This window comes from Streptomyces sp. NPDC003077 (genome assembly GCF_040611095.1).
GTDB lineage: Bacteria > Actinomycetota > Actinomycetes > Streptomycetales > Streptomycetaceae > Streptomyces.
In genome coordinates this window covers 55,014-80,501 of record NZ_JBEXNM010000015.1, presented here as the reverse complement: position 1 = coordinate 80,501, position 25,488 = coordinate 55,014, and the positions used below count along the sequence as shown (strand labels likewise).

General features: G+C 70.9%; 20 protein-coding genes. 7 read left to right on the top strand and 13 right to left on the bottom strand.

Translation table 11 applies throughout. The annotated features are described in order from the left end of the window. The first annotated feature begins 17 nt into the window (after positions 1 to 17). The 5 genes from ABZX96_RS13425 to ABZX96_RS13405 all read left to right on the top strand — a co-directional run bounded on the left by ABZX96_RS13425 (position 18) and on the right by ABZX96_RS13405 (position 6,778). Positions 18 to 698, top strand: a complete 681-nt coding sequence (locus tag ABZX96_RS13425; protein ID WP_355542697.1) for a FadR/GntR family transcriptional regulator — start codon at positions 18 to 20, stop codon at positions 696 to 698. A gap of 342 nt (positions 699 to 1,040) precedes the next feature. Continuing rightward, positions 1,041 to 3,077 carry a cellulose synthase catalytic subunit gene (locus ABZX96_RS13420; protein WP_355542694.1) on the top strand — a complete coding sequence of 679 codons (2,037 nt, stop codon included), beginning with the start codon at positions 1,041 to 1,043 and terminating at the stop codon, positions 3,075 to 3,077. Then, a complete protein-coding gene (locus ABZX96_RS13415; protein ID WP_355542691.1) occupies positions 3,074 to 5,032 on the top strand; it encodes a kelch motif-containing protein in 1,959 nt (652 codons plus the stop codon). The genes ABZX96_RS13420 and ABZX96_RS13415 overlap by 4 nt, the downstream gene beginning before the upstream one ends. A 184-nt stretch (positions 5,033 to 5,216) precedes the next feature. After that, positions 5,217 to 5,624: a YciI family protein gene (locus ABZX96_RS13410; protein ID WP_355542876.1), complete on the top strand. Its 408-nt coding sequence runs from the start codon at positions 5,217 to 5,219 to the stop codon at positions 5,622 to 5,624. 8 nt (positions 5,625 to 5,632) lie between these two features. Further along, on the top strand, positions 5,633 to 6,778 hold the full coding sequence (locus ABZX96_RS13405; protein WP_355542874.1) for a DUF6596 domain-containing protein: 1,146 nt from the start codon (positions 5,633 to 5,635) through the stop codon (positions 6,776 to 6,778). Positions 6,779 to 7,075: 297 nt separating this feature from the next. On the opposite strand, the gene ABZX96_RS13400 is transcribed toward ABZX96_RS13405, so the two are convergent. The 4 genes from ABZX96_RS13400 to ABZX96_RS13385 all read right to left on the bottom strand — a co-directional run bounded on the left by ABZX96_RS13400 (position 7,076) and on the right by ABZX96_RS13385 (position 12,146). Further along, complete coding sequence (locus tag ABZX96_RS13400) at positions 7,076 to 8,107, bottom strand: glycoside hydrolase family 6 protein (protein ID WP_355542688.1); 1,032 nt, start codon at positions 8,105 to 8,107, stop codon at positions 7,076 to 7,078. Between the two features lie 398 nt (positions 8,108 to 8,505). Then, positions 8,506 to 8,871 (bottom strand): hypothetical protein, encoded by a 366-nt coding sequence (locus ABZX96_RS13395; protein ID WP_355542685.1) that lies wholly within the window; start codon positions 8,869 to 8,871, stop codon positions 8,506 to 8,508. Between the two features lie 724 nt (positions 8,872 to 9,595). Next, complete coding sequence (locus ABZX96_RS13390; protein WP_355542682.1) at positions 9,596 to 10,375, bottom strand: HAD-IIA family hydrolase; 780 nt, start codon at positions 10,373 to 10,375, stop codon at positions 9,596 to 9,598. Positions 10,376 to 10,628: 253 nt separating this feature from the next. After that, complete coding sequence (locus ABZX96_RS13385; RefSeq protein ID WP_355542679.1) at positions 10,629 to 12,146, bottom strand: alkaline phosphatase family protein; 1,518 nt, start codon at positions 12,144 to 12,146, stop codon at positions 10,629 to 10,631. A gap of 520 nt (positions 12,147 to 12,666) precedes the next feature. On the opposite strand from ABZX96_RS13385, the gene ABZX96_RS13380 reads away from it, so the two are divergent. Then, the gene (locus tag ABZX96_RS13380; protein ID WP_355542676.1) at positions 12,667 to 13,743 is read left to right on the top strand and encodes a hypothetical protein; all 1,077 of its coding nucleotides are present in this window, start codon (positions 12,667 to 12,669) and stop codon (positions 13,741 to 13,743) included. A gap of 548 nt (positions 13,744 to 14,291) precedes the next feature. Here the strand turns inward: ABZX96_RS13380 and ABZX96_RS13375 are convergent. Genes ABZX96_RS13375 through ABZX96_RS13350 form a run of 6 tightly spaced genes read right to left on the bottom strand, consistent with a single transcriptional unit; the run spans position 14,292 to position 20,662 of the window. Further along, complete coding sequence (locus ABZX96_RS13375) at positions 14,292 to 15,374, bottom strand: 2-aminoethylphosphonate ABC transporter substrate-binding protein (protein WP_355542673.1); 1,083 nt, start codon at positions 15,372 to 15,374, stop codon at positions 14,292 to 14,294. Between the two features lie 44 nt (positions 15,375 to 15,418). After that, positions 15,419 to 16,216 carry an ABC transporter permease subunit gene (locus ABZX96_RS13370; protein ID WP_355542670.1) on the bottom strand — a complete coding sequence of 266 codons (798 nt, stop codon included), beginning with the start codon at positions 16,214 to 16,216 and terminating at the stop codon, positions 15,419 to 15,421. Next, positions 16,203 to 17,333, bottom strand: coding sequence for a 2-aminoethylphosphonate ABC transporter permease subunit (locus ABZX96_RS13365; protein WP_355542667.1), 1,131 nt, complete (start codon positions 17,331 to 17,333; stop codon positions 16,203 to 16,205). The genes ABZX96_RS13370 and ABZX96_RS13365 overlap by 14 nt, the downstream gene beginning before the upstream one ends. After that, positions 17,326 to 18,651: an ABC transporter ATP-binding protein gene (locus tag ABZX96_RS13360; RefSeq protein ID WP_355542664.1), complete on the bottom strand. Its 1,326-nt coding sequence runs from the start codon at positions 18,649 to 18,651 to the stop codon at positions 17,326 to 17,328. Before ABZX96_RS13360 ends, ABZX96_RS13365 begins: the two co-directional genes overlap by 8 nt. After that, positions 18,648 to 19,499 carry a phosphonatase-like hydrolase gene (locus ABZX96_RS13355; protein WP_355542661.1) on the bottom strand — a complete coding sequence of 284 codons (852 nt, stop codon included), beginning with the start codon at positions 19,497 to 19,499 and terminating at the stop codon, positions 18,648 to 18,650. The genes ABZX96_RS13360 and ABZX96_RS13355 overlap by 4 nt, the downstream gene beginning before the upstream one ends. 41 nt (positions 19,500 to 19,540) lie before the next feature. Then, positions 19,541 to 20,662 carry a TIGR03364 family FAD-dependent oxidoreductase gene (locus tag ABZX96_RS13350; RefSeq protein ID WP_355542658.1) on the bottom strand — a complete coding sequence of 374 codons (1,122 nt, stop codon included), beginning with the start codon at positions 20,660 to 20,662 and terminating at the stop codon, positions 19,541 to 19,543. A 277-nt stretch (positions 20,663 to 20,939) separates the two neighbouring features. On the opposite strand from ABZX96_RS13350, the gene ABZX96_RS13345 reads away from it, so the two are divergent. Further along, positions 20,940 to 21,833: an aminoglycoside phosphotransferase family protein gene (locus ABZX96_RS13345; RefSeq protein WP_355542871.1), complete on the top strand. Its 894-nt coding sequence runs from the start codon at positions 20,940 to 20,942 to the stop codon at positions 21,831 to 21,833. Between the two features lie 165 nt (positions 21,834 to 21,998). Here ABZX96_RS13345 and ABZX96_RS13340 read toward each other — a convergent pair whose 3' ends face one another. The 3 genes from ABZX96_RS13340 to ABZX96_RS13330 all read right to left on the bottom strand — a co-directional run bounded on the left by ABZX96_RS13340 (position 21,999) and on the right by ABZX96_RS13330 (position 25,467). Then, complete coding sequence (locus ABZX96_RS13340) at positions 21,999 to 22,787, bottom strand: GntR family transcriptional regulator (protein ID WP_355542655.1); 789 nt, start codon at positions 22,785 to 22,787, stop codon at positions 21,999 to 22,001. A 124-nt stretch (positions 22,788 to 22,911) separates the two neighbouring features. After that, on the bottom strand, positions 22,912 to 23,877 hold the full coding sequence (locus tag ABZX96_RS13335) for a hypothetical protein (RefSeq protein WP_355542652.1): 966 nt from the start codon (positions 23,875 to 23,877) through the stop codon (positions 22,912 to 22,914). Positions 23,878 to 24,312: 435 nt separating this feature from the next. Then, entirely contained in the window at positions 24,313 to 25,467 is a 1,155-nt protein-coding gene (locus tag ABZX96_RS13330) for an ROK family transcriptional regulator (protein WP_355542649.1), read from the bottom strand. Positions 25,468 to 25,488: the final 21 nt, after the last annotated feature.

The following is a 25,488-nucleotide window of genomic DNA, read 5'->3' as shown; positions in this document are numbered from 1 at the left end:
CGGTGCACAGTCGCGGGATGACGCGCGACATCCAGGAGCGGATCAAGAGGCTGATCATCGACGGGCGGCTGCCGTCCGGGGCGCCGCTGCCCACGGAGACGGAGCTGATGGAGTTGCTCGGGGTGAGCCGCAACTCCGTGCGGGAGGCCCTGAAGGCGTTGCAGGCGATGGGCATCGTGGAGATTCGGCACGGTTTCGGGACGTACGTCGGGCCGATGTCGATGGCGCCGATGATCGAGGGGCTGGCCTTCCGCACGGTGGCCGGGCACTACCGGGGCGAGGACAGCCTGCTCCAGCTCCTGGAGCTGCGCGAGGCGGTGGAGACCGGGCTGATCGCCCGGGTGGCGGGGCGGGTGCCCGAGGAGCGGCTGGCCGAGCTGGACGCGCTGGTGGCGCGGATGGCGGAGGAGGCCGGGCGGGGCGCCGTCCGGGCGGAGACCGACCGGGCGTTTCACGCCGCTCTCTACGGCGGGCTGGACAACCTGCTGCTGAGCGAGGTGCTGGACGCCTTCTGGGACGCCTTCCACCGCGTACGGACGGACCTGGCGGACGCGCGGCCCGACCCGCGGCTCACGCACCGCCAGCACCGGGAGATCGTCGCGGCGGTGCGGGACGGGGACACGGTGCGCGCGGAACGGGCGGTGCGGGAGCACTTCGACGACATTCGACAGAGGTTGCGTAGTTCAAGGGCCAAGTAGTCCCCCTCCGGTATATCCCGTCCATCAATGCACTTTCATGTCCGGTAAACACCTCGTTTCACCCTTGCGATCAAGACGTGAAGTTCGGGAACCTGACGGGGGACCGGAGCCCAACAGGGCCTGGTCCTGCGTTAGTTCAGCCACTTGACGGTAGCGCCGCGTGGGGGGTGGGGACCCTCGGCGCCCGGTGAGGAAGGCGGGAACCGCAGGAGAGGAAGCGGTCGTCCCTCGCCCTGAGGGCACGGGCGGCCGACACGATTGCGCCCGGGCCGGTCGAGGGGGACCGCATGGCTCGGGCCATGACGGACACGCAGCCAGCATTTGCGTGCGGGGGGATGACTCATGACGTCGCCGCCTACTGGCGCCCGGCAGCAACATCCGTACGACCGGACCACGACACGCCTGCGCGTGCCGCGGCAGCACTGGCAGCGGCGGGAGCGGCGCACCCAGCCGCTGCCCCGCTACGACTACGAGCACTACAGCCGGCTCGCCGGACCACTCACCCAGCCGGACCCGCGGCGGCCCTACAAGGTCCGCTACCGCAGCCTGCTCGCCGACGAGCCGCACCGCGTCCGGGCGGCGCTGCTGCTCGGCGCCGCGCCGCTGGTCTCGCTGGGCCTGCTGGCCTGGCTGATGCAGCCGGCGCACTGGACGAAGCGGGACCACGCGTCGGACACCCTGCTGGTGCTCGACGTGATCATGCTGGTGTCGATCGGGCTGATCGAGTTCTTCCGCACGATGAACGTGCTCTCCAACGCGCACGCCACGCTCGTCGCCCGCGACCCCGTCCCGGTCGTCCCGGAGACCGGCACCCGCGTCGCCTTCCTCACCTCCTTCGTGCCCGGCAAGGAGCCGCTGGAGATGGTGACGAAGACGCTGGAGGCCGCGGTCAGGGTGCGCCACCGCGGCCTGCTGCACGTCTGGCTGCTGGACGAGGGCGACGACCCGGCCGTTAAGGAGGTCTGCCGGCGGCTCGGCGTCCACCACTTCACCCGCAAGGGCGTGCCGGAGTGGAACCGGAAGAAGGGCCCGCACCGCGCGAAGACCAAGCACGGCAACTACAACGCCTGGCTCCAGGCGCACGGGGACGCGTACGACTACTTCGCGTCCGTGGACACCGACCACGTGCCGCTGCCCAACTACCTGGAGCGGATGCTCGGCTTCTTCCGCGACCCGGACGTGGGCTTCGTCATCGGACCGCAGGTCTACGGCAACTACGACACGTTCGTCACCAAGGCCGCCGAGTCGCAGCAGTTCCTCTTCCACGCGCTGATCCAGCGGGCCGGGAACCGCTACGGCGCGCCCATGTTCGTCGGCACCTCCAACGCCGTGCGGATCAAGGCGCTGAAGCAGATCGGCGGGCTGTACGACTCGATCACCGAGGACATGGCGACCGGGTTCGAGATGCACCGGCACAGAAACCCCGACACCGGACGCAAATGGCGCTCGGTCTACACCCCCGACGTGCTCGCCGTCGGGGAGGGGCCGACCGCGTGGACGGACTTCTTCACCCAGCAGCTGCGCTGGTCGCGCGGGACGTACGAGACGATCCTCAAGCAGTTCTGGAAGGCGCCGTTCACGCTTCCGCCGGGACGGTTCTTCAACTACACCATGATGGTCATCTTCTACCCGATGTCCGCCCTGAACTGGATCCTCGCGGCGCTGAGCTGCGCGTTGTTCCTGGGCCTGGGCGCCTCCGGCGTGCAGATCGACCCGGCGGTGTGGATGATGCTCTACGGCAACGCCTCGGCGCTCCAGATCGGCCTGTACGTGTGGAACCGGCGGCACAACGTCTCGCCGCACGAGCCGGAGGGCTCCGGCGGGGTGGCCGGGATGGTGATGTCGGCGCTGTCCGCGCCGATCTACGCGCGCTCGCTGTTCGACGCGGCGCTGCGGCGCAAGAGCAAGTTCGTGGTGACGCCGAAGGGCGACTCCTCCAGCCCGGACACGCTTTTCGGGACGTTCCGGGTGCACCTGTTCTTCATCCTGGTCTTCGGCGGCTCGCTGGCGGCGTCGTTCGTCCTCGGGCACAGCCACCCCGCGATGATCACCTGGGCCTCGCTGGCGCTGCTCATCACCGCCTCGCCGATCGCCGCCTGGCGCTGGACGCTGCGTGAGGAGAAGCGCCGGCGGGACGGCGGCGGGCCCGGGGCGGATGGCGGGCCGGACGAGCCGGTGATCGCGGGCGAGACGGGCGGCACGTCGCGGCCGAGCTGGGCCGCCACCGACCGCACGGCGGCCGGCCGTACCGCCGCGCGCTCCGCCGCCGGGCCCGACGCGGCGGCGGGCGGCGCCGGCCGCCGGGGTGCCCGTGACCTCTCCGACCGCGCCGCAGCCGACCGTGCCGCGCAGATCGCCCTTGGGGGACGTTCGTCATGAAATACCGTCCGAGCCGTCGCACCCGCAGACTGGCGATCGGCAGTGCGGTGGTGCTCGCGCTGGCCGGCATGAACGGTCCTGCGCTGTTCGGTTTCGCCTCGGAGAAGTACCACCAGTACAAGATCAACCGACCCGAGTACAAAGCGCGCAACGGCCACTGGGACGTGGTCGACGTTCCGGACGAGTACCGGATCAACACCATCCACGCCGCGCTGCTGCACACCGGCAAGGTGCTGCTCGTCGCCGGTTCGGGCAACAACGCCGCCATGTTCCGGGCGAAGACCTTCCGCACCGTCCTGTGGGACCCGAAGGCGAACACCTTCAAGAACATCCCCACGCCCAAGGACCTGTTCTGCGCCGGCCACACCCAGCTCCCGGACGGGAAGCTGCTGGTGGCCGGTGGCACGCAGCGGTACGAGAAGCTCGGCGGGGACGTGAAGAAGGCCGGCGGCCTGATGATCGTCTACAACGAGGACCCGGACGGGCCGAAGACGTTCCCGGCCGGGACGCTGTTCACGGGCAAGGAGAACGGCAAGACCTTCGAGTCCAAGGACCCGATCGTGGTGCCGCGCGCCAAGAAGCGGGCCGATCCGAAGACGGGCAAGGTCACCGTCACGCACAGCGAGGCCCGGGTGTACGTCGAGGCGCTCAAGGACGGCCCCAAGTACTCCACCGGTGCCCAGGACAACTACCGCATCCAGGGCCTGAAGGGCACCGACGCGCGGAACTTCTACGGCATCGCGCAGAAGCTCTCCTTCGACAAGAAGGACTTCCAGGGCATCAAGGACAGCTTCGAGTTCGATCCGGTGGCCGAGCGGTACATCCCGGTCGACCCGATGAACGAGGCCCGCTGGTACCCGACCCTGACCACCCTGGAGGACGGCAAGGTGCTGTCGGTCTCCGGGCTGGACGAGATCGGGCAGGTCGTCCCGGGCAAGAACGAGATCTACGACCCGAAGACCAAGAAGTGGAAGTACCTGCCCAAGCAGCGCTTCTTCCCGACCTATCCGGCCCTCTTCCTGACCGACAAGGGCCGCATCTTCTACACCGGTTCCAACGCCGGGTACGGGCCCGCCGACGTCGGCCGCACCCCCGGCATCTGGGACCTGAAGTCCAACAAGTTCCAGGTCGTCCCCGGGATGAGCGACCCGGACATCCTGGAGACCTCGATGTCCGTCCTGCTGCCCCCGGCGCAGGACCAGCGGTACATGGTCCTGGGCGGCGGCGGGGTCGGCGAGGACCCCAAGGCCACCGCCAAGACCCGCATCGTGGACCTGCACGACCCCCGGCCGCGTTTCAAGGACGGACCGGACCTCTACCAGAAGGTCCGCTACCCGAGCAGCGTGATCATGCCGGACGACACGGTGCTGACGACGAACGGTTCCGGCGACTACCGGGGACGCGGCGACAGCAACGTCCTGCGGGCCGAGTTGTACGACCCGCGGACCAACACCTCACGCGAGGTCGCCGAACCCCTGGTCGGCCGCAACTACCACTCCGGGGCGCTGCTGCTGCCGGACGGCCGGGTCATGACCTTCGGCTCGGACTCCCTCTTCGGCGACAAGGCCAACACCAAGCCGGGCACCTTCGAGCAGCAGATCGACCTCTACACGCCGCCGTACCTCTTCCACGACTCGCGCCCGGTGCTCGTCGGGGCGCGGAAGACCGTACGTCTGGGCGGCAAGGCCACGTACAAGACCGAGCACGCCACGTCGATCAAGAAGATGCGGCTGATCCGGCCCGGTTCGTTCACGCACGTGACCAATGTGGAACAGCGTTCGATCGCCTTGGACTTCACGGTGACGCAGGCCAAGGACGGCGTGACGATCACCCTGCCGAAGGACCCGTCGCTGGTGCCCCCCGGCTGGTACATGCTGACCGCCGTGGACGACCAGGGGACGCCTTCGGAGGCGGTGTGGCTGAAGGTGCCGGTGGCGGCGGGCGCGGGTGAGTGACGGGGGCGGGTGAGTGACCGGGGCGGATGGGTGACGGGGGCTGGGCGGGGCTCGTCCGCGGGGCCGAAAATGACGCGGCCGGCGATGTCGAGAATCGGCGGCCGGCTCCGTCCCCGCCCCGGACGCGACCACAAGGGGTCGCGTGGACGCACGGCCGCACGGCCGCATCAGCGAGGAGAACACCATGGCCAAGTACCTGCTGCTCAAGCACTACCGAGGCGCCCCTGACCCGGTCAACAACGTGCCGATGGAGCAGTGGAAGCCCGAGGAGATCTCGGCCCACATGCAGTACATGCAGGACTTCGCGGACCGGCTGGAGAAGACCGGCGAGTTCGTCGACGCCCAGGCGCTCGCCCCCGAGGGGTCCTGGGTCCGGTACGACGGCGAGGGGCGCCCGCCGGTCACCGACGGCCCGTTCGCCGAGACGAAGGACCTCATCGCCGGGTGGATGGTGATCGACGTCGACAGCCACGAGCGCGCCGTCGAACTGGCCGGGGAACTGTCCGCCGCCCCGGGCGCCGGCGGGAAGCCGATCCACGAGTGGCTTGAGGTCCGCCCGTTCCTGACCACACCGCCCACCATCACGGAGTGACCTCTCTGATGGACGAGGCCCTGATCCGGAGCCTCACTCCGAACGTGCTCGCCATCCTCGTCCGCCGCGGAGCCGACTTCGCGGCGGCCGAGGACGCGGTGCAGGAGGCGCTGGTCGAGGCGGTCCGCCACTCGTCCACCGGCCAACCGCGGGACCTCAAGGGCTGGCTGGTCACCGTGGCCTGGCGCAAGTTCCTCGACGCGGCCCGGGCGGACGCGGCCCGCCGCCGGCGCGAGGGCCTCGTCGAGGAGGAGCCGGCGCCCGGGCCCGCGCCCGCGGTGGACGACACGCTCCAGCTCTACTTCCTGTGCGCCCACCCGTCGCTGACCCCGTCGTCCGCCGTCGCGCTCACGCTGCGGGCGGTGGGCGGGCTGACCACCCGCCAGATCGCCCGGGCCTATCTGGTGCCCGAGGCGACCATGGCGCAGAGGATCAGCCGGGCGAAGCGGACGGTGTCCAAGGTCCGGTTCGACCGGCCCGGGGATGTCGCGACCGTGCTGCGCGTCCTCTACCTCGTCTTCAACGAGGGCTACTCCGGCGACGTCGACCTCGCCGCCGAGGCCATCCGGCTCACCCGGCAGCTCGCGGCCCGGGTCGACCACCCCGAGGTGGCGGGCCTGCTCGCCCTCATGCTGCTCCACCACGCCCGGCGGGCCGCCCGGACCGCGCCCGACGGCAGCCTGGTACCGCTCGCCGAGCAGGACCGCGGCCGGTGGGACACCTCGGCGATCGCCGAGGGCGTCGCCATCCTTCAGGCGGCCCTCGCCCGCGACCGGCTGGGCGAGTTCCAGGCCCAGGCCGCCATCGCGGCGCTGCACGCCGACGCGCCCACCGCCGGGGAGACCGACTGGGTGCAGATCGTCGAGTGGTACGACGAGCTCACGCGGCTGACCGACAGCCCCGTCGTCCGGCTCAACCGCGCGGTCGCCGTCGGCGAGGCGGACGGACCGCGCGCCGGACTGGCGGAATTGGCGGAGCTGGACGCCTCGCTGCCGCGCTACACCGCGGTTGCGGCGTACCTCCATGAGCGGGACGGGGATTCGGCGAGGGCGGCCCGGCTGTATGCGGAGGCGGCCCAGAAGGCGGCCAATCTGGCCGAGCGTGAGCATCTGATGCGGCAGGCGGGGCGGTTGAATGCCGGTCGGAGGGGGTGAATGCCGGTCGGAGGGTTGACCGGGTGAGGTGGAGGCCGGGTGACGGGGTGAGGTGGCGCCCGGGAAAGGCCGGGGGGCGGGGCGATCGGGTGAGCCTGCGGCGCTGGGGCGAGGTGAAGGCCGGGTGACGGAGTCCGCGTCACCCGGCCTTGTTCGTTGTGTGTGGCGGTTCGGTGGCGAGCCGAGCTTTGTTTTCGCTCCCGGCCGGTGCTTTTGATTTCGCTTTCGCTTCCGGTCGACGTTCTGGTTTTGCTTTCGGCTGGCGGATTTGGTTTCGCTTCCGGCCGACGGTTGCCCTTATTGGGCGTTGCGCGCCAACTCCAAGGCGTACTTCGGCCACCATTCGCCCGCTTTCGGGCCGCCCTTGCACGTACCGTCCGACTCCCCCGGGCGCTTGATCCACAGGTACGCGTCCACCAGCGGGTCGCCGGTCTTGACCGTGGGCGGGGTGCCGAGGGCGCGGCCGGGTGGGTTGCACCAGTTCTCCGGGTCGTCGCCACCGGGCGCCGGGCCGTTGCCGTTGCGACTGGTGTCGATCACGAAGTGCTTGCCGCCGACCATCGCGGACAACTGCTTGCCGTACTTCTTGTTCTCTTCTGTCGTCTGGTAGTTGGAGATGTTCAGCGCGAAGCCGTCCGCGCGGTCGATGCCCGCCCGCTTCAACGGCTCGACCATGCGGCCCGGGTCTTTGATCCAGTGCGGGTTGCCCGCGTCCAAGTAGACTTTGGTGCGCGGCAGTTTCTTCAGCTTGTCCACCGCCTCCGTCAGGAGCGCGTACCGCTCCTCGTGGAACTGCTGCGGAGTGCACTTGTCCTCGATGTGCGGCAGCGCGTCCGGCTCCAGGATCACCGTGGTGGCGCGGTCGCCGATGCCCTCGATCACGCCGTCCAGCCAGGCGCGGTACGCGTTGCCGTCGGCCGCGCCGCCCTTGGAGTAGTTGCCGCAGTCGCGGTGCGGGATGTTGTAGAGCACCAGCAGCGCCTCGCGGTCGGCCTTCGCCGCCGCCTCGGTGAATCCGCGCGCCTCTCCTCGTGGGTCCTCCACGCCGATCCATTCGGCGACGGGCTGCTCGGAGATCTTCCGCAACAGGTCGGCGTCGGAGGTCTTGCCGTCCTTGCCGAACGTGGCGACCTGCCGGGCCGCCTTGCCGTCCGGGTTGACCCAGAACGGGGCCATCGCCTTGGGCTGCTGGCGTGGTGTGGGCGGGGCCTCGTCCTCGGGCTTGCTGTCGCCGGGCGAGGAGAAGCACCCGGTCAGCATCAGCAGTGCCGCCACCACCGATGCCGCCCCGAACACCCTCCGCCTCTGGCCGGTGTGACTGCCGTACATCCACTCCCCCCTCGGAGCATGCGACAAAACCGGTCGATCCATCCTGACACAGGCTCGCGGACCGAGGTCGCCGTGTCGACAAGCCGTTACAGCCACCCGTCAAGCCCTCTATCCGAAGGCGCCCCGGCGTCCTACAGTGAGGGGCACTGGCCCCAGCCCCCGGCCACGGTACGGAACGCGTATATAACGCCTCCCGCCGGTGGTAGGGCCCCTCCCGCAGCCCGGTACGCCGGCGGTCGAGGACCGACCGGTCGGCGGTCCAGGGGGGAGCGGGTCGCCGACCGGGCACGGTCGAGGCGGGGGCGTCGTGGCGGCGGGTCAGGGTTTTTCTTAATTCCTTATCGGCCCCTCGCTTATCGGTCTCTCGCTTATTGGTCCCTCGCTTATCCGTCCCTCGCTTATCGGTCTCTCGGCTGCGTGCGGTGCCGGCGCAGCAGACGGAGGAGCCCGCCGGCGAGCGCCAGTCCGGCGCCGCCCATCAGCACCAGGCCTACCGCCGCCGGGCGGTCGAGTTCGCCGCTGCCGTCCGGGGGGCCTTCGTCGGCCCGTACCGGGACGGCCGGGGTGGCGGGGGTGACCTTGACGGTGCCCGTGGCGCGCGTACCCGTGTGGGCGCACCGGACGGTGACGCGGTGCAGGCCCGGCGGAGCCGCCCGGCCGACTTGGGCGTCGCCGACCGGACCCGCGGCGGAGCCGGCGAGCGGGATCTCGGGCGGCCGGCCGGTCTTCGCGGTGGTTGGGGTGGCCGACTTCCCCACCGTCACGTTCCCGGTTTCCCCGGCTTTCCTGGGTTCCCCGGCTTCCCCGGGTTCCCCAGCTTTCCTGGGTTTCCCAGCTTCCACGGGTCCCCCAGGTCTCCCCGCTCCCCCGGCGAACGCGTCGGACACCGCTGTCCCCGGCTCGCCCGGGCAGCGCGTGACCCGCAGGGTCACCCGTCCGCCGGGGGCCACGGCCGCCGGGCTGACGGCCACCGTCCCGGTCGGGGCGCGGGACGAGGGGGCGGGAGATCCACCGGGCCGGGCTGCGGCGTTGGCGTCGGCGTACGGAGGTCCGTTGTCGGCGTACGGAGGTCCGTTCCCGTACGGAGGTTTGTTCCCGTACGGAGGTCCGTCCCCGTGCACGGGTCCGTCGCCACCCCGCAGGACCGCTGCCCGTACGGGCGGCGCGGGCCCGTAGGCGTGCGCGGGGGTGGCCGTCAGCGCGCAGGCCGCGAGTGCGGCGCAGACGGCCGGCCCTCCTGAGTGCATGGCGGACACCTCCGAACACCTTCGAAGGTCCGCCGGGTGGGCGGCGCCCGCATCCGGGACCGCGCGGCGGCTGCGCCGTACAGGTGAGCGCGGGATCCGTCTCGGCGTCGTCACCGGGTCGGCGTATGCCCGGTTTCCGCCCGGCGCGCCCGCAGGGACCGGTGGCTACACCAGCCCCATATGACTGCACCAGGCCCAGACGACTACACCAGACCCAGATGACAACACCAAGCCCAGATGACTACACCAGATCCACCAGATCCGCGATCGAGTCCACGACGCGGGACGGGCGGAAGGGGTGCCGTTCGATGTCCGACGGGCGGGTCAGGCCGGTCAGGACGAGGAAGGTCTCCATGCCCGCCTCCAGACCGGCGAGCACGTCGGTGTCCATGCGGTCGCCGATCATCGCGGAGGTCTCGGAGTGCGCGCCGATGACGTTCAGGCCGTGTCGCATCATCAGCGGGTTGGGCTTGCCGACGAAGTACGGGTCCACGCCGGTGGCCTTGGTGATCAGCGCGGCGACCGAGCCGGTGGCGGGCAGCGCGCCCTGCGCGGAGGGGCCGGTCTCGTCCGGGTTGGTGGCGATGAAGCGCGCGCCGTTGTTGATCAGCCGGATGGCCTTGGTGAGCGCTTCGAAGCTGTACGTCCGGGTTTCGCCGAGAACGACGTAATCCGGATCGTGATCGGTCAGAACGTAACCGATGTCGTGCAGGGCGGTGGTCAGCCCCGCCTCGCCGATGACGTAGGCGGTGCCGCCGGGCCGCTGGTCGTCCAGGAACTGCGCGGTGGCCAGCGCGGAGGTCCAGATGGCCTCGGTCGGCACGTCCAGGCCGATGCGGGACAGCCGTGCCTGCAGGTCACGCGGGGTGTAGATGGAGTTGTTGGTCAGGACGAGGAAGGGCTTGCCCGATTCGCGCAGGCGCTTGATGAAGGTGTCGGCCCCGGGGACCGGGATGCCCTCGTGCATCAGCACCCCGTCCATGTCGGTGAGCCATGACTCGATCGGCTTGCGCTCTGCCACTGCCGGACTCCTGCCGTGCGTGTTTGCCAGGGGCGCCGGCGCGTTCCCTACGTCGCACACGCCACAGGCGTGTCGTGTGTCTCGTACGTACGGCCGACGCCTCCAGCCTAATCAGCCATCCGTGATCTTGGTTGTGTTCATGCCCACGTCAATGGCCCCGGCCTCATCGCCGTCCGGCTTTCGGTGCGCGGCGGCCGGTATCCGGTCGATCGGGACTGACCGGGTAACGGGCCGCCCCGCCCTCGTCACCGTCTCACTGGCGGACGATCCGGACGTCGTCCACCGCCCAGAACCAGTTGTTCCCGGCGGTGTACCGGAAACGGACCTCGGCGGTGCGCGCCCCCGCCGGGACCTTGAGCGCGATCCGCTCGACGGCGGCGATCGCGTCGGCGGTGTACGTCTTGACGACCGTCGGAGCGCCGCCGTCGTACGCGACCAGCACCTCGCCCCGCTGGGCCGCCTCCTGGCGGTAGTGGGAGGTGAAGGCGAGCGTGACGGTGGTGCCGCCGGTGACCGGCCAGGCCGGGCTGATCAGCGTGGAGTCGAAGCCGCCGGTGACGGACTTGTCGGACCACTCGTCCCCGTCGGCCACCGCGAAGACGCCGCGCGCCCGCACGTTGAGTTCGCGCTGCTGGCCGCGTTCGGTCTTCGTCCAGAACTCGTCCGTCGTGAAGGTCCAGCCGCGCCACTCCGTGACCCCGCCGCCGCCCATCCGCGCGTTGTCCACCCGCCAGCCCGGAGGCGGGGTGTGGGTGAAGCCGAGGACGGACGCGCCGATGCCGGTCTCGTCGACGGCCGGGGCGAGCTGGGGGCGCAGCGCGTCGAAGTCGTCACCGGCCGGCTGCTGGAGCGGCCGGCCGTCCAGCCCCCAGGCCGGGTCGATGGCCACGCCCAGGTGGGCGAGGGCGGTGGGGACGATGTCCACGATCTTCACGTCGTGACGCGTCGTACCGGCCGGCAACCCACCCCCGTACGCGATGACGAACGTCTGCCGCTCGGCCCAGCTCGTCCCGCCGTGCCCGCCCGCGTCGGTGTGCCCGTGATCGGCGGTCACCAGGACCAGCCAGTCCTCCCGGTCGTAGGTCGGCCGGGCCTTGATCGCCGCGAGCAGCTCGCCGACCTGCGCGTCCACGCCGTGGATGGCGTCCAGGTACGCGCGGCTGGCGGCCCCGGAGGAGTGCCCCGCGTGATCGACGTTGTCGAGCTGGAGGAAGAGCGCGTCCGGGTCGTGGTCCCTGAGCTGCGCGACGGCGCGGGCGGCGGTGCCGGTGTCGTACTCGGCGCCGGGCGTGGAGACCCGCGCGTCCACCTTCGCGGAGAAGATCCGGTCGGTGATCGGGGCCCAGGATGACACGGCGTACGTGTTCAGGGCGGGTCTGGCGGCCTCGACGCGGGTGAGGAAGTCCGGGTAGGCGCCGTACTTGGACCCGGCGAAGCCGTTGTCCTTCACGCCGTGCTTGTCCGGCCACACGCCCGTGATGATCGTCGACCAGCCGGGCGCGGACTCCGTACGGGCCATGGGGCTGGTGTAGAGGCTGCTGGGAGCGGTGACCCCACCGGCCATGAGGGCGTCGAGGTGAGGCGCGTCCGCGTCCTTGATCCGGTCGAGGAGTCCGGCTCCGTCGAGCCCGATGACGAGCACCTTGGGCGTCCGGGGCGCAGCGGCGGCTATCCCCGCCAGCGGCCCGGCGGCGAGGGCGACGCCCGCGGTGCCGGCCGCGGCGGCGGCGAGGAGTTGGCGGCGGGTGAGGCGGGGGGAGGGTGATGTCATTTCGGCGTTCCTCCGGTGCGAGGGCGGTGGACACGGGGAGAGCTGCGGCGGCTGGGGCGGATGCGTGCCGGTCTCCGCGTGTACGAACGGGTGCCTGCGGCCAACGCCCTTGGACGCGCACGGCCGTTGGCCCAGACCCGTTACCTTTTCGCGATCGGAGGTGGGGAGCCAGGGGGGTGGCGTGAATTGAGGGGGGCGGGGTGGTGGCGGGGGGTTGGACGGGTGGGGGTGGGGTCACGGATGCGGGGGCGAGTGAGAACGGAAGCCTCGCCGGATTCCTCTTGCAAGCCCACGAGCGCACAGGCTCCTATGCGGGGTGCCTTGTCCGCGTCCGAGCTTGCTCGCTACCCTCTTGAGGGTCGTCACGGCGGCATGTCCTCAGAGCCGGGAACCGGTCTTCCTGGTTGAGGCAAAGGACTCTCCCGTAGTTCCCGTGCGTGCAGTAGCACCGCCATGGATGTACAGAACTCTCTTTCAACGCTGGGGCCGGTAACAGCACGGAGGAGGGTGGAGTATGTCCATGAGGGACAACCACGGCCGGGCCGCCAAGGCTTACTCGGAGGCTACGGGCGCCCCCTACAAGACATCTCGCAGTTGGGCCGTACAGGGATTCATCTCCCTCCGCCGCCCGTTTCCGAAACGCTGCGGCGACTCCCCCAAGAGCGTTGCCGAATTGTGCGCGGATGCGACTGGGTGGCAGAAGGAAGACTGTCTAAAGTGGGCGGAGCAGGGATTCATCTCGGCCGCTCTCCCGGTTCCTGATGCGTCGAGCGCACAGCAGCGCCACCTTGAGGCATTCGTAGTCCATGTGCTGGCCAATGCACTCAGGGACGTGCAACTGGACAGCGCTGTCTTCGGTATGACTCGTCTCGTACCCCTACCGTCATTCCCCGTTTTCTACCTCCACCCTGACATGGCCGACGCGGTCGTCTCCGCAGTCCTACCCAGGTTTTCAGCGTCGCACGGAGGCATTAAAGGAGTTCCCGGTATGCGCCCTTCCTTTCCTCCCGAGGGCGGCCTGGATCTCCGCCTGGTCGGGACAAAAGCACGGATTCGCTTCATGAGCGAGAGGGCGGACTGGCGGCCCACACTCCCTGAAGACGTGGCTCCTGGCGACAGGACCGACAATGGAGAGGATGATCAGGAGGTCCGTCAACTATGGCGGTCAGAGAAAAACCTGACTGCATTGGAAGCAGAGGAACTGACATACTGGAACATGGGCGACTCTTCGCGCAGAAGGAATGCCATTGAGCGAGATTGGCTACTTAGCAGGATTCTGCGCAGAGTTGCCATTGCCAACCTGGCCGGAACATCCCACGGATGGGCCAATACATATACACACGGCTACGAAGATGTCGTCATTGAGTGGTGTTGCGGAGAAGATCCCCAGTATGTGAAATCGAAGCTCTTGAGAAGTGGACTGGTGACACCGCCACCGGGTCTCGATGTAAACCCCGAACCAGGTTTCATGCACGCCGATACGATCTACTTTGGATCAGGGCGAGCCCATGTGCGGCGCCTTTACCCTTCAAAGTGCAACATCCCACAGAACCCTGCAGAATATATCCGAGAGTTGATTCGCGGGAGGTACACCTGATGATGCTGACTATCGGTTTGCTTCTCGGTGTCCTTCTGCGTTCATCGACTCCTATCCTTTCACTCTTTCGCGATGTGATAATCGTGCGCCACATTCGAGCTATGATGGACGGCTGTCCATCAAAGGAGCGTTCCCTGCTCTGCCGAGAACTCGTGGCGTCTCTTCAAGTGTCCGCATTTTGTGAGCCGGATTCCTCGGGACCTTCACGACAAAAGAAAACGCGATAGCGGCTGCACCGGAATCCGTCCCTCGGCGTAAGGTCGGCGGAGTGACTTGGGTCGGAGCTGCTCGGCGCGAGTGATCAAGGAATCGGACAGCGCCGGACCATCCCTGCGATAGCCAGGGATGGTCCGGCGCTGTCCTGCGTGCGACTTACCTGCCTGACCCGAAAACACTCCTCCAGGGAGACGGGGACAGACGAAGCCCACCGGCAGGACTCGGGCCTTCGGCCAAGTGCTTAGAAGGCACCTGGCCCGAAAGGGGCCTCGCCTCTCGTAGGTAGCCCCGGGTTCGCGCCCGGCCTTCCTCTCCCTCCCAGCAGTCGGCGCTCAGCTCCCCGTAGCCTCCCGCCAAGCGCTCACGTATGTGTTCAGGTTGGCGTCGATGTCCTTCCAGTCCGGCTCGAAGATTTCGACGCCCGCCATGATGTGTGCCAGCGCCTTCGCGTTGGCGTCGTCAGCCTTGATGTCGGTGCGGGCCGCGAAGCCGCCGCCTGCCGAGGAGACCTGCTTTTGTACGTCCTCGCTCAGGAGGAAGTCCAGGAACTTCTTGGCGTTTTCGGTGTGGGGGGAGTTCTTGACCAGGGCGGCGGCGTAGGGGAGGGCGAAGGTGGTGGGTTTGGCGCCGGGTTTGGGGGCGGGGAAGAAGATGCCTTGGTTGGGCATGGACTTGGTGTTGGCGTAGTTCATTTGGACGTCGCCGTTGGCTACGAGGAGTTCGCCCTTGTCGGTTTTGGGGGCGAGTTGGCCGGTGGAGGAGGAGGGGCCGACGTTGTTGGACTGGAGTTTCTTCAGGTAGTCGAGGGCGGGTTGCTTGCCGCCGAGGTCGTGCATGGCCTTGATGAGGACGGCGGTGCCGTCACCGGCGACGCCGGGGGTGGAGTACTGGATTTTGTTCTTGAAGGTGGGGGCGAGCAGGTCCTGCCAGGTTTTGGGGGGCTGCTTCAGTTCCTTCTTGTTGTAGATGAAGCAGAAGTAGTTGTTGACGATGGACGTCCATTTGCCGTTGGGATCCTTGTCCTTGGCGGGGACCTTTTCCGAGCCCTTGGGGCGGTAGGTGTCGAGGAGGTTCTTTCCGTCGGCCTGCTGGATGAAGGGCGGAAGGGTGACGAGGACGTCCGCCTTGGTGTTGGCCTTTTCGCGCTGGAGGCGCTGGACGGCGGCGCCGGAGCCGCTTTCGACGAGGTTGACCTTGATGCCGGTCTGCGCCTGGAAGTCCTTGAAGACCTTGTCGTAGAAACCGTCGCCCTTTTCGCTCTTGAGGCCGTCGGCGCTGTAGACGGTGAGTTCCTTGGCGTCGCTGTCGGCGCCCGCGGTGCCGCCGCAGGCGGTCAGCGGGGCGGCGAGCGCCAGGACGCCGGCGCCGGCGGCGAGAGAGCGCAAGGGGCGGGGCAGGCGGTGGGAAGCGGGCATGGTGAGCCGGTCTCCTTGGAGGGGTGGTCAGGCGGTGGGGAGGGTCAGCGGTAGGAGGCCCTCGTACGGATGCGGGAGACGCCGAGCAGGACGATCAGCGTCGCCACCATCAGGGCGACGGCGAGCGCGGCGCCGCCGAAGAGGGAACCCCGGTCGGTGGTCGCGAAGATCTGCACCGGGAGCGGCATCCAGTCGGGCGGGTAGATCATCATCGTGGCGCTCACCTCGCCCATGGACAGGGCGAAGCACAGCCCCACGGCCGCGGTCAGCGAGGGCAGCAGGAGGGGGAGTTTGACCCGCCACAGGACGTAGGCCGGGCGGGCGCCCAGGCTCGCGGCGCTCTGTTCGTACGCCGGGTCGAGGCGGGCCAACGCGGCGGTGACGGACTGGTACGCGAACGCCGTGACCAGGATCGCGTGCGCGATCACGACGATCTGCGGGGTGCCGTTGAGCAGCAGGGGCGGCTGCGAGAAGGCGACGAGGAGGGAGAGGCCGACGACGACGGAGGGGACGGCCACCGGGAGCATGAACAGGGCGTCGACGACGCGGCGGCCCCGGGCGCGCAGCCGTTCGGCGGCGAGGGCCGCCCACGTGCCGGCCGCGAGCGCGACGAGGCTCGCGGCGAGCGCGGTGACGAGGCTGGTGACCAGCGCGTCCGGTGAGTCGCCCCGGGCGATGTCCTGGTAGTGGGCGAGGGTCGGACCGGAGGGCAGGGCGCCGCTCCAGCTCGTCGCGAAGGACGCGGCCACGATCACCGCGAACGGCAGCGCGAAGAGGGGGAGGAAGAGGACGAAGAAGAGCGCCCAGAGCGTCCAGCGGGCGGCTTTGCTATGTACCAGCACGGTTCGCCTGTGCCTTTCCGGTCGCGGCGGGGTGGGCCTTTGCCTTTCCGGTCGCGGCACGGTGCGCCTGTGCCCTTCCGGTCGCGGCGGGATGGGCCTTTCCGGTCGCGGCACGGTGCGCCTGTGCCTTTGCGGTGCCGGTCGTTGGCCTGGGGGCTCGTTTCGTCGCCGCCGGGGCCCTCTTCGTTCGCGTTCGTCCGGCGCCCGTGCGGGCCACGACGGACCGGTAGAGGGCGTAGAGGAGGACGGAGAGGACGATGTTGACGACGGCGACGACGCAGGCGCCGGTGTAGTCGCCGTCCAGCATCGCCTTGGTGTAGACGAGCATCGGCAGCGTCACCACGTCCTTGGCGCCGGTGAACAGGACGATGCCGAACTCGTTCAGGCCCATGACCAGGACGAGCGCCCCGCCCGCCGCCAGCGCCGGCAGCGCCTCCGGCAGGATCACCTGCCGGACGATCCGCGCCGGGCGGGCGCCGAGGGACGAGGCGGCTTCCAGCTGGCCGGTCTCCACCTGCGAGAAGGCGGCGAGCAGCGGGCGCATCACGAACGGGGTGAAGTAGGTGATCTCGGCGAGGAGGACGCCCCACGGGGTGTGCAGGAAGTCGAGGGGGCCCTCGCGCGCGCCCGTCAGGTCCGTCCACAGGCCGTTGGCCATGCCCGTCGTGCCGTAGACGAACAGCAGCGCGAGGGTGATCAGGAAGGACGGGAAGGCGAGGAAGATGTCGATGAACCGGCTCAGCGCCCGCCCGCCGGGGAACGGCACGAAGGCGATGATCAGCGCCAGGACGAAGCCGAGCAGCAGGGCGCCGACGGTCGCGCCGACGGCGATCAGGACGGTGTTGAGCAGCGCGTCCCGGAAGACCGCCTGTCCGAAGACGTCCGCGTACGGGGCGGTCGAGTGGCCGCCTTCCCCGTCCGGGGTGAAGGACTGCCGTACGACGAGGGCCAGGGGGTAGAGGAAGACGATGCCGAGGGCGGCGATGGGGGGCAGCGCCCAGAGGAGGCGGGAGAGCGGGCGGGGGGCCGCGGAACGGGAGCGGCGGGGCGTGGTGTTCGAGGGGGTGGGCGCGGCATGGACGGTGCCGACGGATGAAGGTGTCGCGCTGCTAGCCATCGGCCGCGCCTCCGTAACCTCCGTACGCTGCCTTGTTGTGCTCGTACGCCTTGTCGTCCTCGTATGCCTTGTCGTCCTTGTACGCCCTGTCGTCCTCGTACGCCCTGTTGTCCTCGTACGCCCTGTCGTCCTCGTACGCGCCGGTATTCCCGTACGCACCGGCCGCGCCTGAAGGGGCCGCCGGGTCCCCGTGCGTCCCCGCCGGGAGCAGCACGGCGTCCCGCGGCGCGAAGTGCAGCGTCACCTCGTCGCCGAGGGCCGGGGTGACCCGGAGTTCGCGCAGGTCGGCCTTGACGCGGTGGCCGGCCACGTCCACGTACAGGCGGTGGGTGGCGCCGCGCCACTGGACCTCGGCGATCTTGCCGCGCAGGGCGTTGGGGCCCTCGCCGAGGCCGACCAGGTGCGGCCGGACGCAGAGGGTGGCGCCCGCGCCGGGTGCCGCGGGGCCGTCCGCGGCGACGGTGAGGCGCGTCCCGGCGAACTCCACCTCGCCCGGGTGCGCGCCCACGGTCACCGGCAGCAGGTTGGCGTTGCCGACGAAGGACGCGGTGAACTCCGTGCGCGGGCGGCGGTAGAGGTCCTGCGGGGTGCCGCAGTCCTGGAGGCGGGCGCGGTCCATGACGGCGATCCGGTCGGCCAGGGTCAGGGCCTCGATCTGGTCGTGGGTGACGTACAGCATCGAGACGTCGGGGAGTTCGCGGTGCAGGCGCGCCAGTTCGGAGAGCATTTCGGAGCGGAGGCGGGCGTCGAGCGCGGACAGCGGCTCGTCCAGGAGGAGCACGCCCGGCCGGATGGCCAGCGCCCGGGCGATGGCGACGCGCTGCTGCTGGCCGCCGGAGAGTTCGCGCGGGTAGCGCTTGGCGTACCCGGCCATGCCGGTCATCTCCAGCGCCTCGGCCACCCGTGCGGCGATCTCGCCGCGCGGCGCCTTCTGGGCACGCAGCCCGAACGCCACGTTCTCCTCGACGCGCAGGTGCGGGAAGAGCGCGTACTGCTGGACGACCATGCCGATGCCGCGCCGGTACGGCGGCAGGCCGGTCATGTCCCGGCCGCCGATCAGGACGCGTCCGGAGGCGGGCCGGACGAACCCGGCGACCGCCCGCAGCGCGGTGGTCTTGCCGGAGCCGGACGGGCCGAGCAGCGCCATCACCTCGCCCGGTTCAACGGTGAGGTCGAGGGAGTCCAGAACGACGTTCCCGTCGTAGGCGACGGTGACGTTCTCGAAGCGGATGCCGCTGTGGGGGGAGGGGGCGTCGGGGGTCTGTGTCCGTGCCGCTGCCCGGGGATTCGTCCGGTTCCGGCTCGCGGGGGCGGTCATCGGGTGAGTCCTGGAGGGAGTGGTGCGTCCCGGTCCCCCGCCGCCGACAGGTTCGGCCGGTCCTCCACCGTCGGCAGGCCTGGCCGGTCCCCCGCCGTCGTCAGCAGGTTCGGCAGGTCGGCCACCGAGTTCAGGACGTGCGTGGCGCCCGCCCCGCGCAGGGCGGCGTCATCGTGCGCCCCGGTCAGGACGCCCGCCACCACGGAGGCGCCGGCGCGGCGGCCGGAGAGCATGTCGTAGGAGGTGTCGCCCGCGACCGCGATGCTCTGGACGGAGTCGGCGGCGCCGGTGCGCAGCAGTGCGGCGAGCACCATGTCCGGGTAGGGGCGCCCGCGTCCGCCGGCGTCGGCCGGGCAGAGGGTGAGCGTCACCAGGTCGCGCCAGCCGAGCGCGTCGAGGATGGCGTCCTGGGTGACGCGGGCGAAGCCGGTGGTCAGCACCACCGTCACCCCGGCCGACTGGAGTGCCTCGATGGCCTCCCGGGCGCCGGGCACCGGGGCGATCCGCCCGCCGTCCACCAGCTCGCCGTACGCCTCCTCGAAGGCGGTGTTGGCGCGCTGGGCCGCGTCCTCGTCGCCGAAGAGGTGGCGGAAGACCGAGATCTTCGACTCGCCCATGGTGGCGCGGACGTAGGCCAGCTTCTCGGCGTGGTCGGCGCTGCCCGGCTCGACGCCCATCCGCCGGGCGGCGGCGTCGAACGCCTGCTCCACCAGGCCGCCGTCGGCGACGGTGGTGCCGGCCATGTCGAGGACGGCGAGGGTGATGGGGGGCTGGTGGGTCGGTGCAGTCGGTGCGGTCGGTGCGGTCGGTTCGTGCTGCGTCATCTGTTGCGTCGACTGCTGTGTCATCCGGTGCGTCGTCTGTTGCGTCAACTGCTGTGTCAACTTCCTCACCAGCCCAGTTCGTTCGCGGTGTCCTCGGCGATCGCCGGGGAGCAGGTCATGCCGCGTCCGCCGGGGCCGGTGACCAGCCAGACGCCCTCGCGGACCCGCTGCCGGTGCACCACCCGGGAGGTGTCGACGCACTGCGCGTACACGCCCGCCCAGCGGCGGCGCACGGTGGGCAGCGGGCGGCCGAGGATCGACTCCACGACGCCGGTCAGGTGCTCGTACGGGTCCTCGACGACGTCGAAGCCGAACGGGGTCTCGTACTCGTGGGTGTCGCCGATCGTCAGCCCGCCGTCGAGCCGCTGCACCATCAGGAGCTGCATCTTGTGGGCGGCAGCGGTCGGGGTCTGCGGCTGCTCGGCGGCCAGCGCGTCCAGGGCCTCGCTCGCGTACGCCGGGTAGTAGCGGAAGCTGTCGGCGTCGGCGACGGAGGTGGTCAGCGGCTCGCCGAGCGGGTCGGTCTGCATCATCTGGAGGCGGACGCGGCGCACCGGCAGGTCCGGGACCAGTTCGCGGACCAGGCCGCCGAGCCAGGCGCCGGTGCACAGGACGACGGCGTCGCCCTCGTGCACGTCGCCGTGGTCGTCGCGTACGGAGCGCTCCCCCACGACCTCGCGCACCTCGCGTCCGCCGAGGAAGGTGTACCGGCCGGACGCCAGCAGCGCCTGGCGCAGGGCGGGCTGGGCCACGCGGGGTTCCACGGCGGCGTCGCGTTCGCACCACAGGGCGCCGAGGAAGTCGCCGCGCAGCGCCGGGTTCACGGCGCGCGCCTCGTCGGCGTCCAGCAGCTTGTAGCCGCGGGCGGCGGCGTCGGGGCGGCGGGTGGCGGCCTCGGCGACGGCGCGCTCGGCCGGGTTCTTGACAACGGTGAGCGAGCCGATGGCGCGGAAGCCGATGCCGGGCACCCGGGCGCCGATGCCCTCCCACAGCTCCCGGGCGCGCAGCGCGGTCGTCAACTCCTCGCCGCCCGCACGGCCGCTGACCCAGATCTGCCCGAAGTTGCGCACCGAGGCGCCGCGCGCCTCGGTCTCGCGCTCGATGTGCACGACCTCGTGGCCGCGCTCGATGGCCTGCCAGGCGTGCATGGTCCCCAGCACCCCGGCCCCGACAACTATGACTCGCATGGCCCGAACGCTCGTCGGAACGGGTGTACCGGGTCGGTCCGGACGGCTACGGGATGGTGAACGGGCCGACAAGGTTGGCCTAGACCCGTTATGTTTCCGTGATTTTGTGATCAGGGAGGGGGGATGCGTTGCTTTCGTTCGTGCCGGTCCGAGTTCTACCGCCGTCGTTGCTGCGGTCAATGCGGCGCGGTGGAAAAAGACTTCGGGCCCGCGAACCGGTCGTGCGACGATCCCGGCAGGAACCGGGAGACCTGGCGGGGGGCGGCGCATGGGCACGATGCACGCGGACGAGGCGGAGACCGACGCCGGACTGGTCCGGCGGCTGCTGCGCGCCCAGTTCCCCCGGTGGGCGGACCTGCCGATCGCCCGGCTCGCCTCCGGAGGCACGGTCAACGCGATCTACCGGCTCGGCGAGGCCCTGACCGTCCGGCTGCCGCTGCGCCCCAGTGGCGCCAAGGCCATCGCGATGGAGGCGGACCTGCTCCCCCGGCTGGCGCCGCTGCTCCCGCTGCCGATCCCGGAGGTGGTCGCGACCGGCGTCCCCGGGGAGGGGTACCCCATGACCTGGGCGGTGCACCGGTGGATCGAAGGCCGCACCCCGGTCGAGGGCGACCTGGCCGAGCCCGAGATCGTGGCCCGGGACCTCGCGGCGTTCGCGGGCGCCCTGCGCGCGATCGACCTCCCCGGCGGCCCGCCCGCCCACCGGGGCGCGCCGCTGATCACCGAAGACGAGGAAGTGCGGGCGGCGATCGAGGCGCTGCGCCGCACCGACGAACCCTTCGACGCCGACGAGATCACCGCGGCCTGGGAAGAAGCCCTCGCCGTACCGCCGTGGACGGGCCCGGCCTGCTGGACGCACTCCGACCTCATGCCGAGCAACCTGCTGCTCGACGGCGACCGAGTCTCGGCGGTCCTCGACTTCGGCACCGTGGGCATGGGCGAACCGGCCACCGACCTCATCCCCGCCTGGAACCTGCTGCCCGCCTCGGCACGGCGGGCGTACCGCGAGGCGGTGGAGGTGGACGACGCCACCTGGGCCCGGGGGCGGGGGTGGGCGCTGTCCATGGCGGTGATTCAGCTGCCGTATTACCGGGAGACCAATCCGGTTATTTCGGCTAATGCTCGGTACGTCCTTCGGGAGGTGCTTGGGAGCGGTGTGGTTGCGGGGTGAGCAGCCTCAGTTGCGGGTTTGCGGCTGCGGTTGTGGTTGCGGGTCGGGCGGCTGTGGTTGCGGTCGCGGTCGCGGACCGTACAACTGCGGTGGCGGGTCGGGCGGTTGCTGATCGGTGACTGATCGACTGGGCACTCGCCGTCCGAGCAGTTGCCGTCCGGTCGCTTACTGTCCCGACGCTCGCCGTCCGGACGCGTCGCCCAGATGCGCCGTGAACGAGAAGCGGTCGCCGCGGAAGAGGGTGCGGACGCGTTCCAGGGGACGGCCGCGGGTGTCCCGGGACAGGCGGTGGATCAGCAGCATCGGCAGGGCGCCCGGTGTGCCGATCAGCAGACCCTCGCGCGGGGTGGCCAGGACGGTTTCCAGGCGTTCGTCCGCGTCGCCGAAGCCGATGCCCAACCGGTCGTGGAGGTAGGCGTAGAAGGACGAGTCGGGTTCGAAGTCGGTGTCCAGCCGCGGCACCCGGGCCACCGCCACATAGGTGCTCTCCAGGCCGACCCGTTCGTCGTCGGCGAGCAGGACGCGTTCCATGTGCCATACGGGTTCGCCCGCGTTCAGGGCCAGTTCGGCGGCGAGAACCGGCGGGCAGGGAAAGCGTTCGAGGCCGACCAGGTGGCGGCCCGGCCGCCGGCCCTGTTTCCGTACGCCCTCGGTGTAGCTCGCCAGCGCGAGCGGCTGCTCCAGCTTGGGGCCCGCCACGACCGTGCCGCGGCCAAGCCGCCGCAGCCGCCCTTCGAGGACGAGTTCGCGCAGCGCCTGGCGCAGCGTCTCCCGGGAGACTTCGAAGCGCAGGGCCAGCTCGCGTTCGGCGGGCAGCACCTCGCCCTCGCCCAACTCCTCGATCAGGGCGGCGAGACGGACTTTCGCCGCGTAGTACTTGGGGATGCGTCCGTGCTCGGGGATACCGGCGCGGACGGGCGCGCCCGGGGTCGTCCGGTCGTTCGGGTAGTCCACGGCGCGATCCTCGCACCACGAGGTGGCCGGGGACGGGGTCGGCGCCTGCGGGGAGGGAACGACAGGGCGTACGGAAGGTGTCGGGGGCGGGGCCTGGCGGTGCCGGACGGAGCCGGTCGCCTGGTCAGCGCGTCAGACGGCGCGAGAGCAGGAGCAGGGCCGCGCCACCCAGGATGAGCGCCCCCGCCGCGTACCCGAGCGGGTACAGCGGGGTGGCGCCCGTCGCGGCCAGTTGGGGTGGGGAGGGGGCGGTCCCGGGATCGGTCCCGGGGTCGGTCGTACGGGGAGAGGGTGCGGACGAGCGGCCTGGGGACGAGCGGCCTGAGGACGGCCAGGGCCCGGCGGGGTCCGGTCGCATGGCGGTGGCGGTATCCGCGGGAGCGGGAGCGGGGGTGGGGGCGCCGCCCCGGATGGCGAAGGTGTGGTCGCCGCTCTGGCCGATCCACTCGCCGTCCGCGGCCCGGCGCTGGACGGTGGTGACGCCGGCGGTGACCCGGTCCCGTGGGGCGTCGGCGGTGAAGCGCATCCGCAGCGGCACGGTGAGCGTGCGGTCGGCGGGCACGGTCAGGCCGCCGGTGCCGACCTTTCCGGGGTGTGTGCCGCTTTCATCCGTCCTTCCTTCCTCCTTGCGTTCCGCCCCGCCTTCCGCCCTGCCTTCCGCCCCGCCTTCCGCGCCGCCTTCCTCCTTGCCGAAGACTCCGATCTGCTCGTCGTGGTCGGTCGATTCGAACGGGACGGGGTTCCATGTGCGTCGTTCCGGGTCGCGGTACTGCAACCGGATGTGGCGGGGCGCCAGGGCGTGCCGCTGGTCGGTCAGGACCATGACGGGGTGCACGTCGCGGCACGGGGCCTGGGTGGTGTTGCGCAGGTCGAGGTACCACGTGCGCCAGGCGCCGCCGGGGGCGAAGTCGGCCGGGCCGCCGCGCAGCCGGGCCGCGAGCGGGAAGTCCTTGCTGTCGGGGCGTCCGCAGGCGGGGGCGGGCGGGGTTCCCGGTCCGGCCGCTGCCGCGGGCCCGGTGCCGGGCGCGCCGGACAGCAGGCCGACCGCGGCGACGAGTGGGGTCAGGGCACGGTACGGACGACGACGCATGGCGGATTGAGTCCTTCCCGGCTTGGCCGACGCACTCGGCCGGAGCCTTCCCGGCTCGTACGGCGCCCGGACGTGACGCGGTGACGCCTCGCGCGATAACGGGCTCCACAGGTTCGCGGCCCCGCGCATCCGTACGCACGCCCGCGCCCGTACACCGCACGCGGAGTCATAGGCACCGCACGCACTCGCACGCCGCGCTCAACCCCGTACGCCGCACACAACCTCGTACACCGCACACCGCACGCGACCCCGCACGCCGCACACGGGCACGCACACGGGCACGCACACACGCACCGCACGTTGCCACGCCCGCGCGCCCCCGCCCGCGCGACGCTCCGGGCACCACCCCCGTCCGGACGCATGCGTGCGCCCATCCGCCGCAGCCCCACCAGCGCCCGCCCCACGCCTCCCTACGTGTTCGTGACGCCGCCTTCCCTACGTGCTCCGCCCCGCCGCCAGCCTCCCCGCCCCGAACACCTCGCCCAGTACCAGTTCCGCCGCCCCGTCGGCCACCGCGCGCGCCCCGCCCGGGAGCAGGGACACCGGCACCGAGCCGCTCCCCTCGGACGACGGGTCGGACGGGCCGACCGGCGCGGAAGCCCCGCGGAGTCGTATGCGTGCGTCCAACGCGTCCGACACCCCGCGCAGGAACACCTCCGGGTGCCCCAGCACGGTCCGGCCCCCCAGCAGCACCCGATCGATATCGAGCAGTTCGACCAGGTTGGCCGCCGCGACACCGAGGAGGCGGGCGGCCTCGTCCGGCGCGCCCCGGTCCATCGCGGCCAGGCACAACGCCTCGACGCAGCCGCGCTTGCCGCAGTGGCAGGGCGGCCCGTCCAGGTGCAGGACCTGATGGCCGAACTCGCCCGCGCCCGTCCGGGGGCCCCGGTACAGCGTCCCGTCGAGCACCAGCCCGGCGCCGAGCCCCGTTCCCAGGTGCAGGTAGGCGAAGGAGCCGGCGGCGCGGGCGGGGACCAGGGCCGCCGCGTTGGTGTCCTTGTCGAGGACGACGGGGAGGGCGAGGCGTTCGGCGAGGGCCGCGCGCAGCGGGTAGCCGTCCCACTGGGGGAAGCCGGTGACGCGGTGCAGCACGCCCGCCGCGTGGTCCAGCGGTCCGGGCGCGGCCACCCCGACGCCGAGCACCCGGCCGGGCGGCCCGTCGGCGCGCAGTACGGCGACCACCTCGGCCACCGTGTCCAGGAGCGCGGGGGCGCCCTCCCCGAAGGGCAGCGGGGCGCGGCGGACGGCGACCGGTTCGCCCGCGAGGTCGGCGAGGACGGCGGTGATCTCGTCTCGGTCCAGGTGCAGGCCGAGAGCGTGCCGGGCACCCGGGACCAGGCGCAGCACGGTGCGCGGTTTGCCTCCGGTGGAGGCCCGGCGGCCCGCCTCGGCTGCCAGGCCCTCGTCCCGCAGCCGGGACGTGATCTTGCTGACGGCCTGCGGGGTGAGCCCGGTGTGGGCGGCGAGTTCCAGCCGGCTCACCCCTTCCGGGCCCGCCGCGCGGAGCAGGCCGAGGACCAGCGCGGTGTTGTGACCACGGAGGACGGGGAGGTTGGCGCCCGGCAGCGAGGCGGGGTTCTGGCTGGTCATCCCCCTATTGTCGGCATCGCT

What these genes read in the sequence shown, in the direction of transcription:
- ABZX96_RS13425 (WP_355542697.1), top strand. Translation starts at nt 18, where the DNA reads ATGACGCGCGACATCCAGGAGCGGATCAAGAGGCTGATCATCGACGGG.
- ABZX96_RS13420 (WP_355542694.1), top strand. Translation starts at nt 1,041, where the DNA reads ATGACGTCGCCGCCTACTGGCGCCCGGCAGCAACATCCGTACGACCGG.
- ABZX96_RS13415 (WP_355542691.1), top strand. Translation starts at nt 3,074, where the DNA reads ATGAAATACCGTCCGAGCCGTCGCACCCGCAGACTGGCGATCGGCAGT.
- ABZX96_RS13410 (WP_355542876.1), top strand. Translation starts at nt 5,217, where the DNA reads ATGGCCAAGTACCTGCTGCTCAAGCACTACCGAGGCGCCCCTGACCCG.
- ABZX96_RS13405 (WP_355542874.1), top strand. Translation starts at nt 5,633, where the DNA reads ATGGACGAGGCCCTGATCCGGAGCCTCACTCCGAACGTGCTCGCCATC.
- ABZX96_RS13400 (WP_355542688.1), bottom strand. Translation starts at nt 8,107, where the DNA reads ATGTACGGCAGTCACACCGGCCAGAGGCGGAGGGTGTTCGGGGCGGCA.
- ABZX96_RS13385 (WP_355542679.1), bottom strand. Translation starts at nt 12,146, where the DNA reads ATGACATCACCCTCCCCCCGCCTCACCCGCCGCCAACTCCTCGCCGCC.
- ABZX96_RS13380 (WP_355542676.1), top strand. Translation starts at nt 12,667, where the DNA reads ATGAGGGACAACCACGGCCGGGCCGCCAAGGCTTACTCGGAGGCTACG.
- ABZX96_RS13375 (WP_355542673.1), bottom strand. Translation starts at nt 15,374, where the DNA reads ATGCCCGCTTCCCACCGCCTGCCCCGCCCCTTGCGCTCTCTCGCCGCC.
- ABZX96_RS13365 (WP_355542667.1), bottom strand. Translation starts at nt 17,333, where the DNA reads ATGGCTAGCAGCGCGACACCTTCATCCGTCGGCACCGTCCATGCCGCG.
- ABZX96_RS13360 (WP_355542664.1), bottom strand. Translation starts at nt 18,651, where the DNA reads ATGACCGCCCCCGCGAGCCGGAACCGGACGAATCCCCGGGCAGCGGCA.
- ABZX96_RS13355 (WP_355542661.1), bottom strand. Translation starts at nt 19,499, where the DNA reads ATGACACAGCAGTCGACGCAACAGATGACGCAGCACGAACCGACCGCA.
- ABZX96_RS13350 (WP_355542658.1), bottom strand. Translation starts at nt 20,662, where the DNA reads ATGCGAGTCATAGTTGTCGGGGCCGGGGTGCTGGGGACCATGCACGCC.
- ABZX96_RS13345 (WP_355542871.1), top strand. Translation starts at nt 20,940, where the DNA reads ATGCACGCGGACGAGGCGGAGACCGACGCCGGACTGGTCCGGCGGCTG.
- ABZX96_RS13335 (WP_355542652.1), bottom strand. Translation starts at nt 23,877, where the DNA reads ATGCGTCGTCGTCCGTACCGTGCCCTGACCCCACTCGTCGCCGCGGTC.
- ABZX96_RS13330 (WP_355542649.1), bottom strand. Translation starts at nt 25,467, where the DNA reads ATGACCAGCCAGAACCCCGCCTCGCTGCCGGGCGCCAACCTCCCCGTC.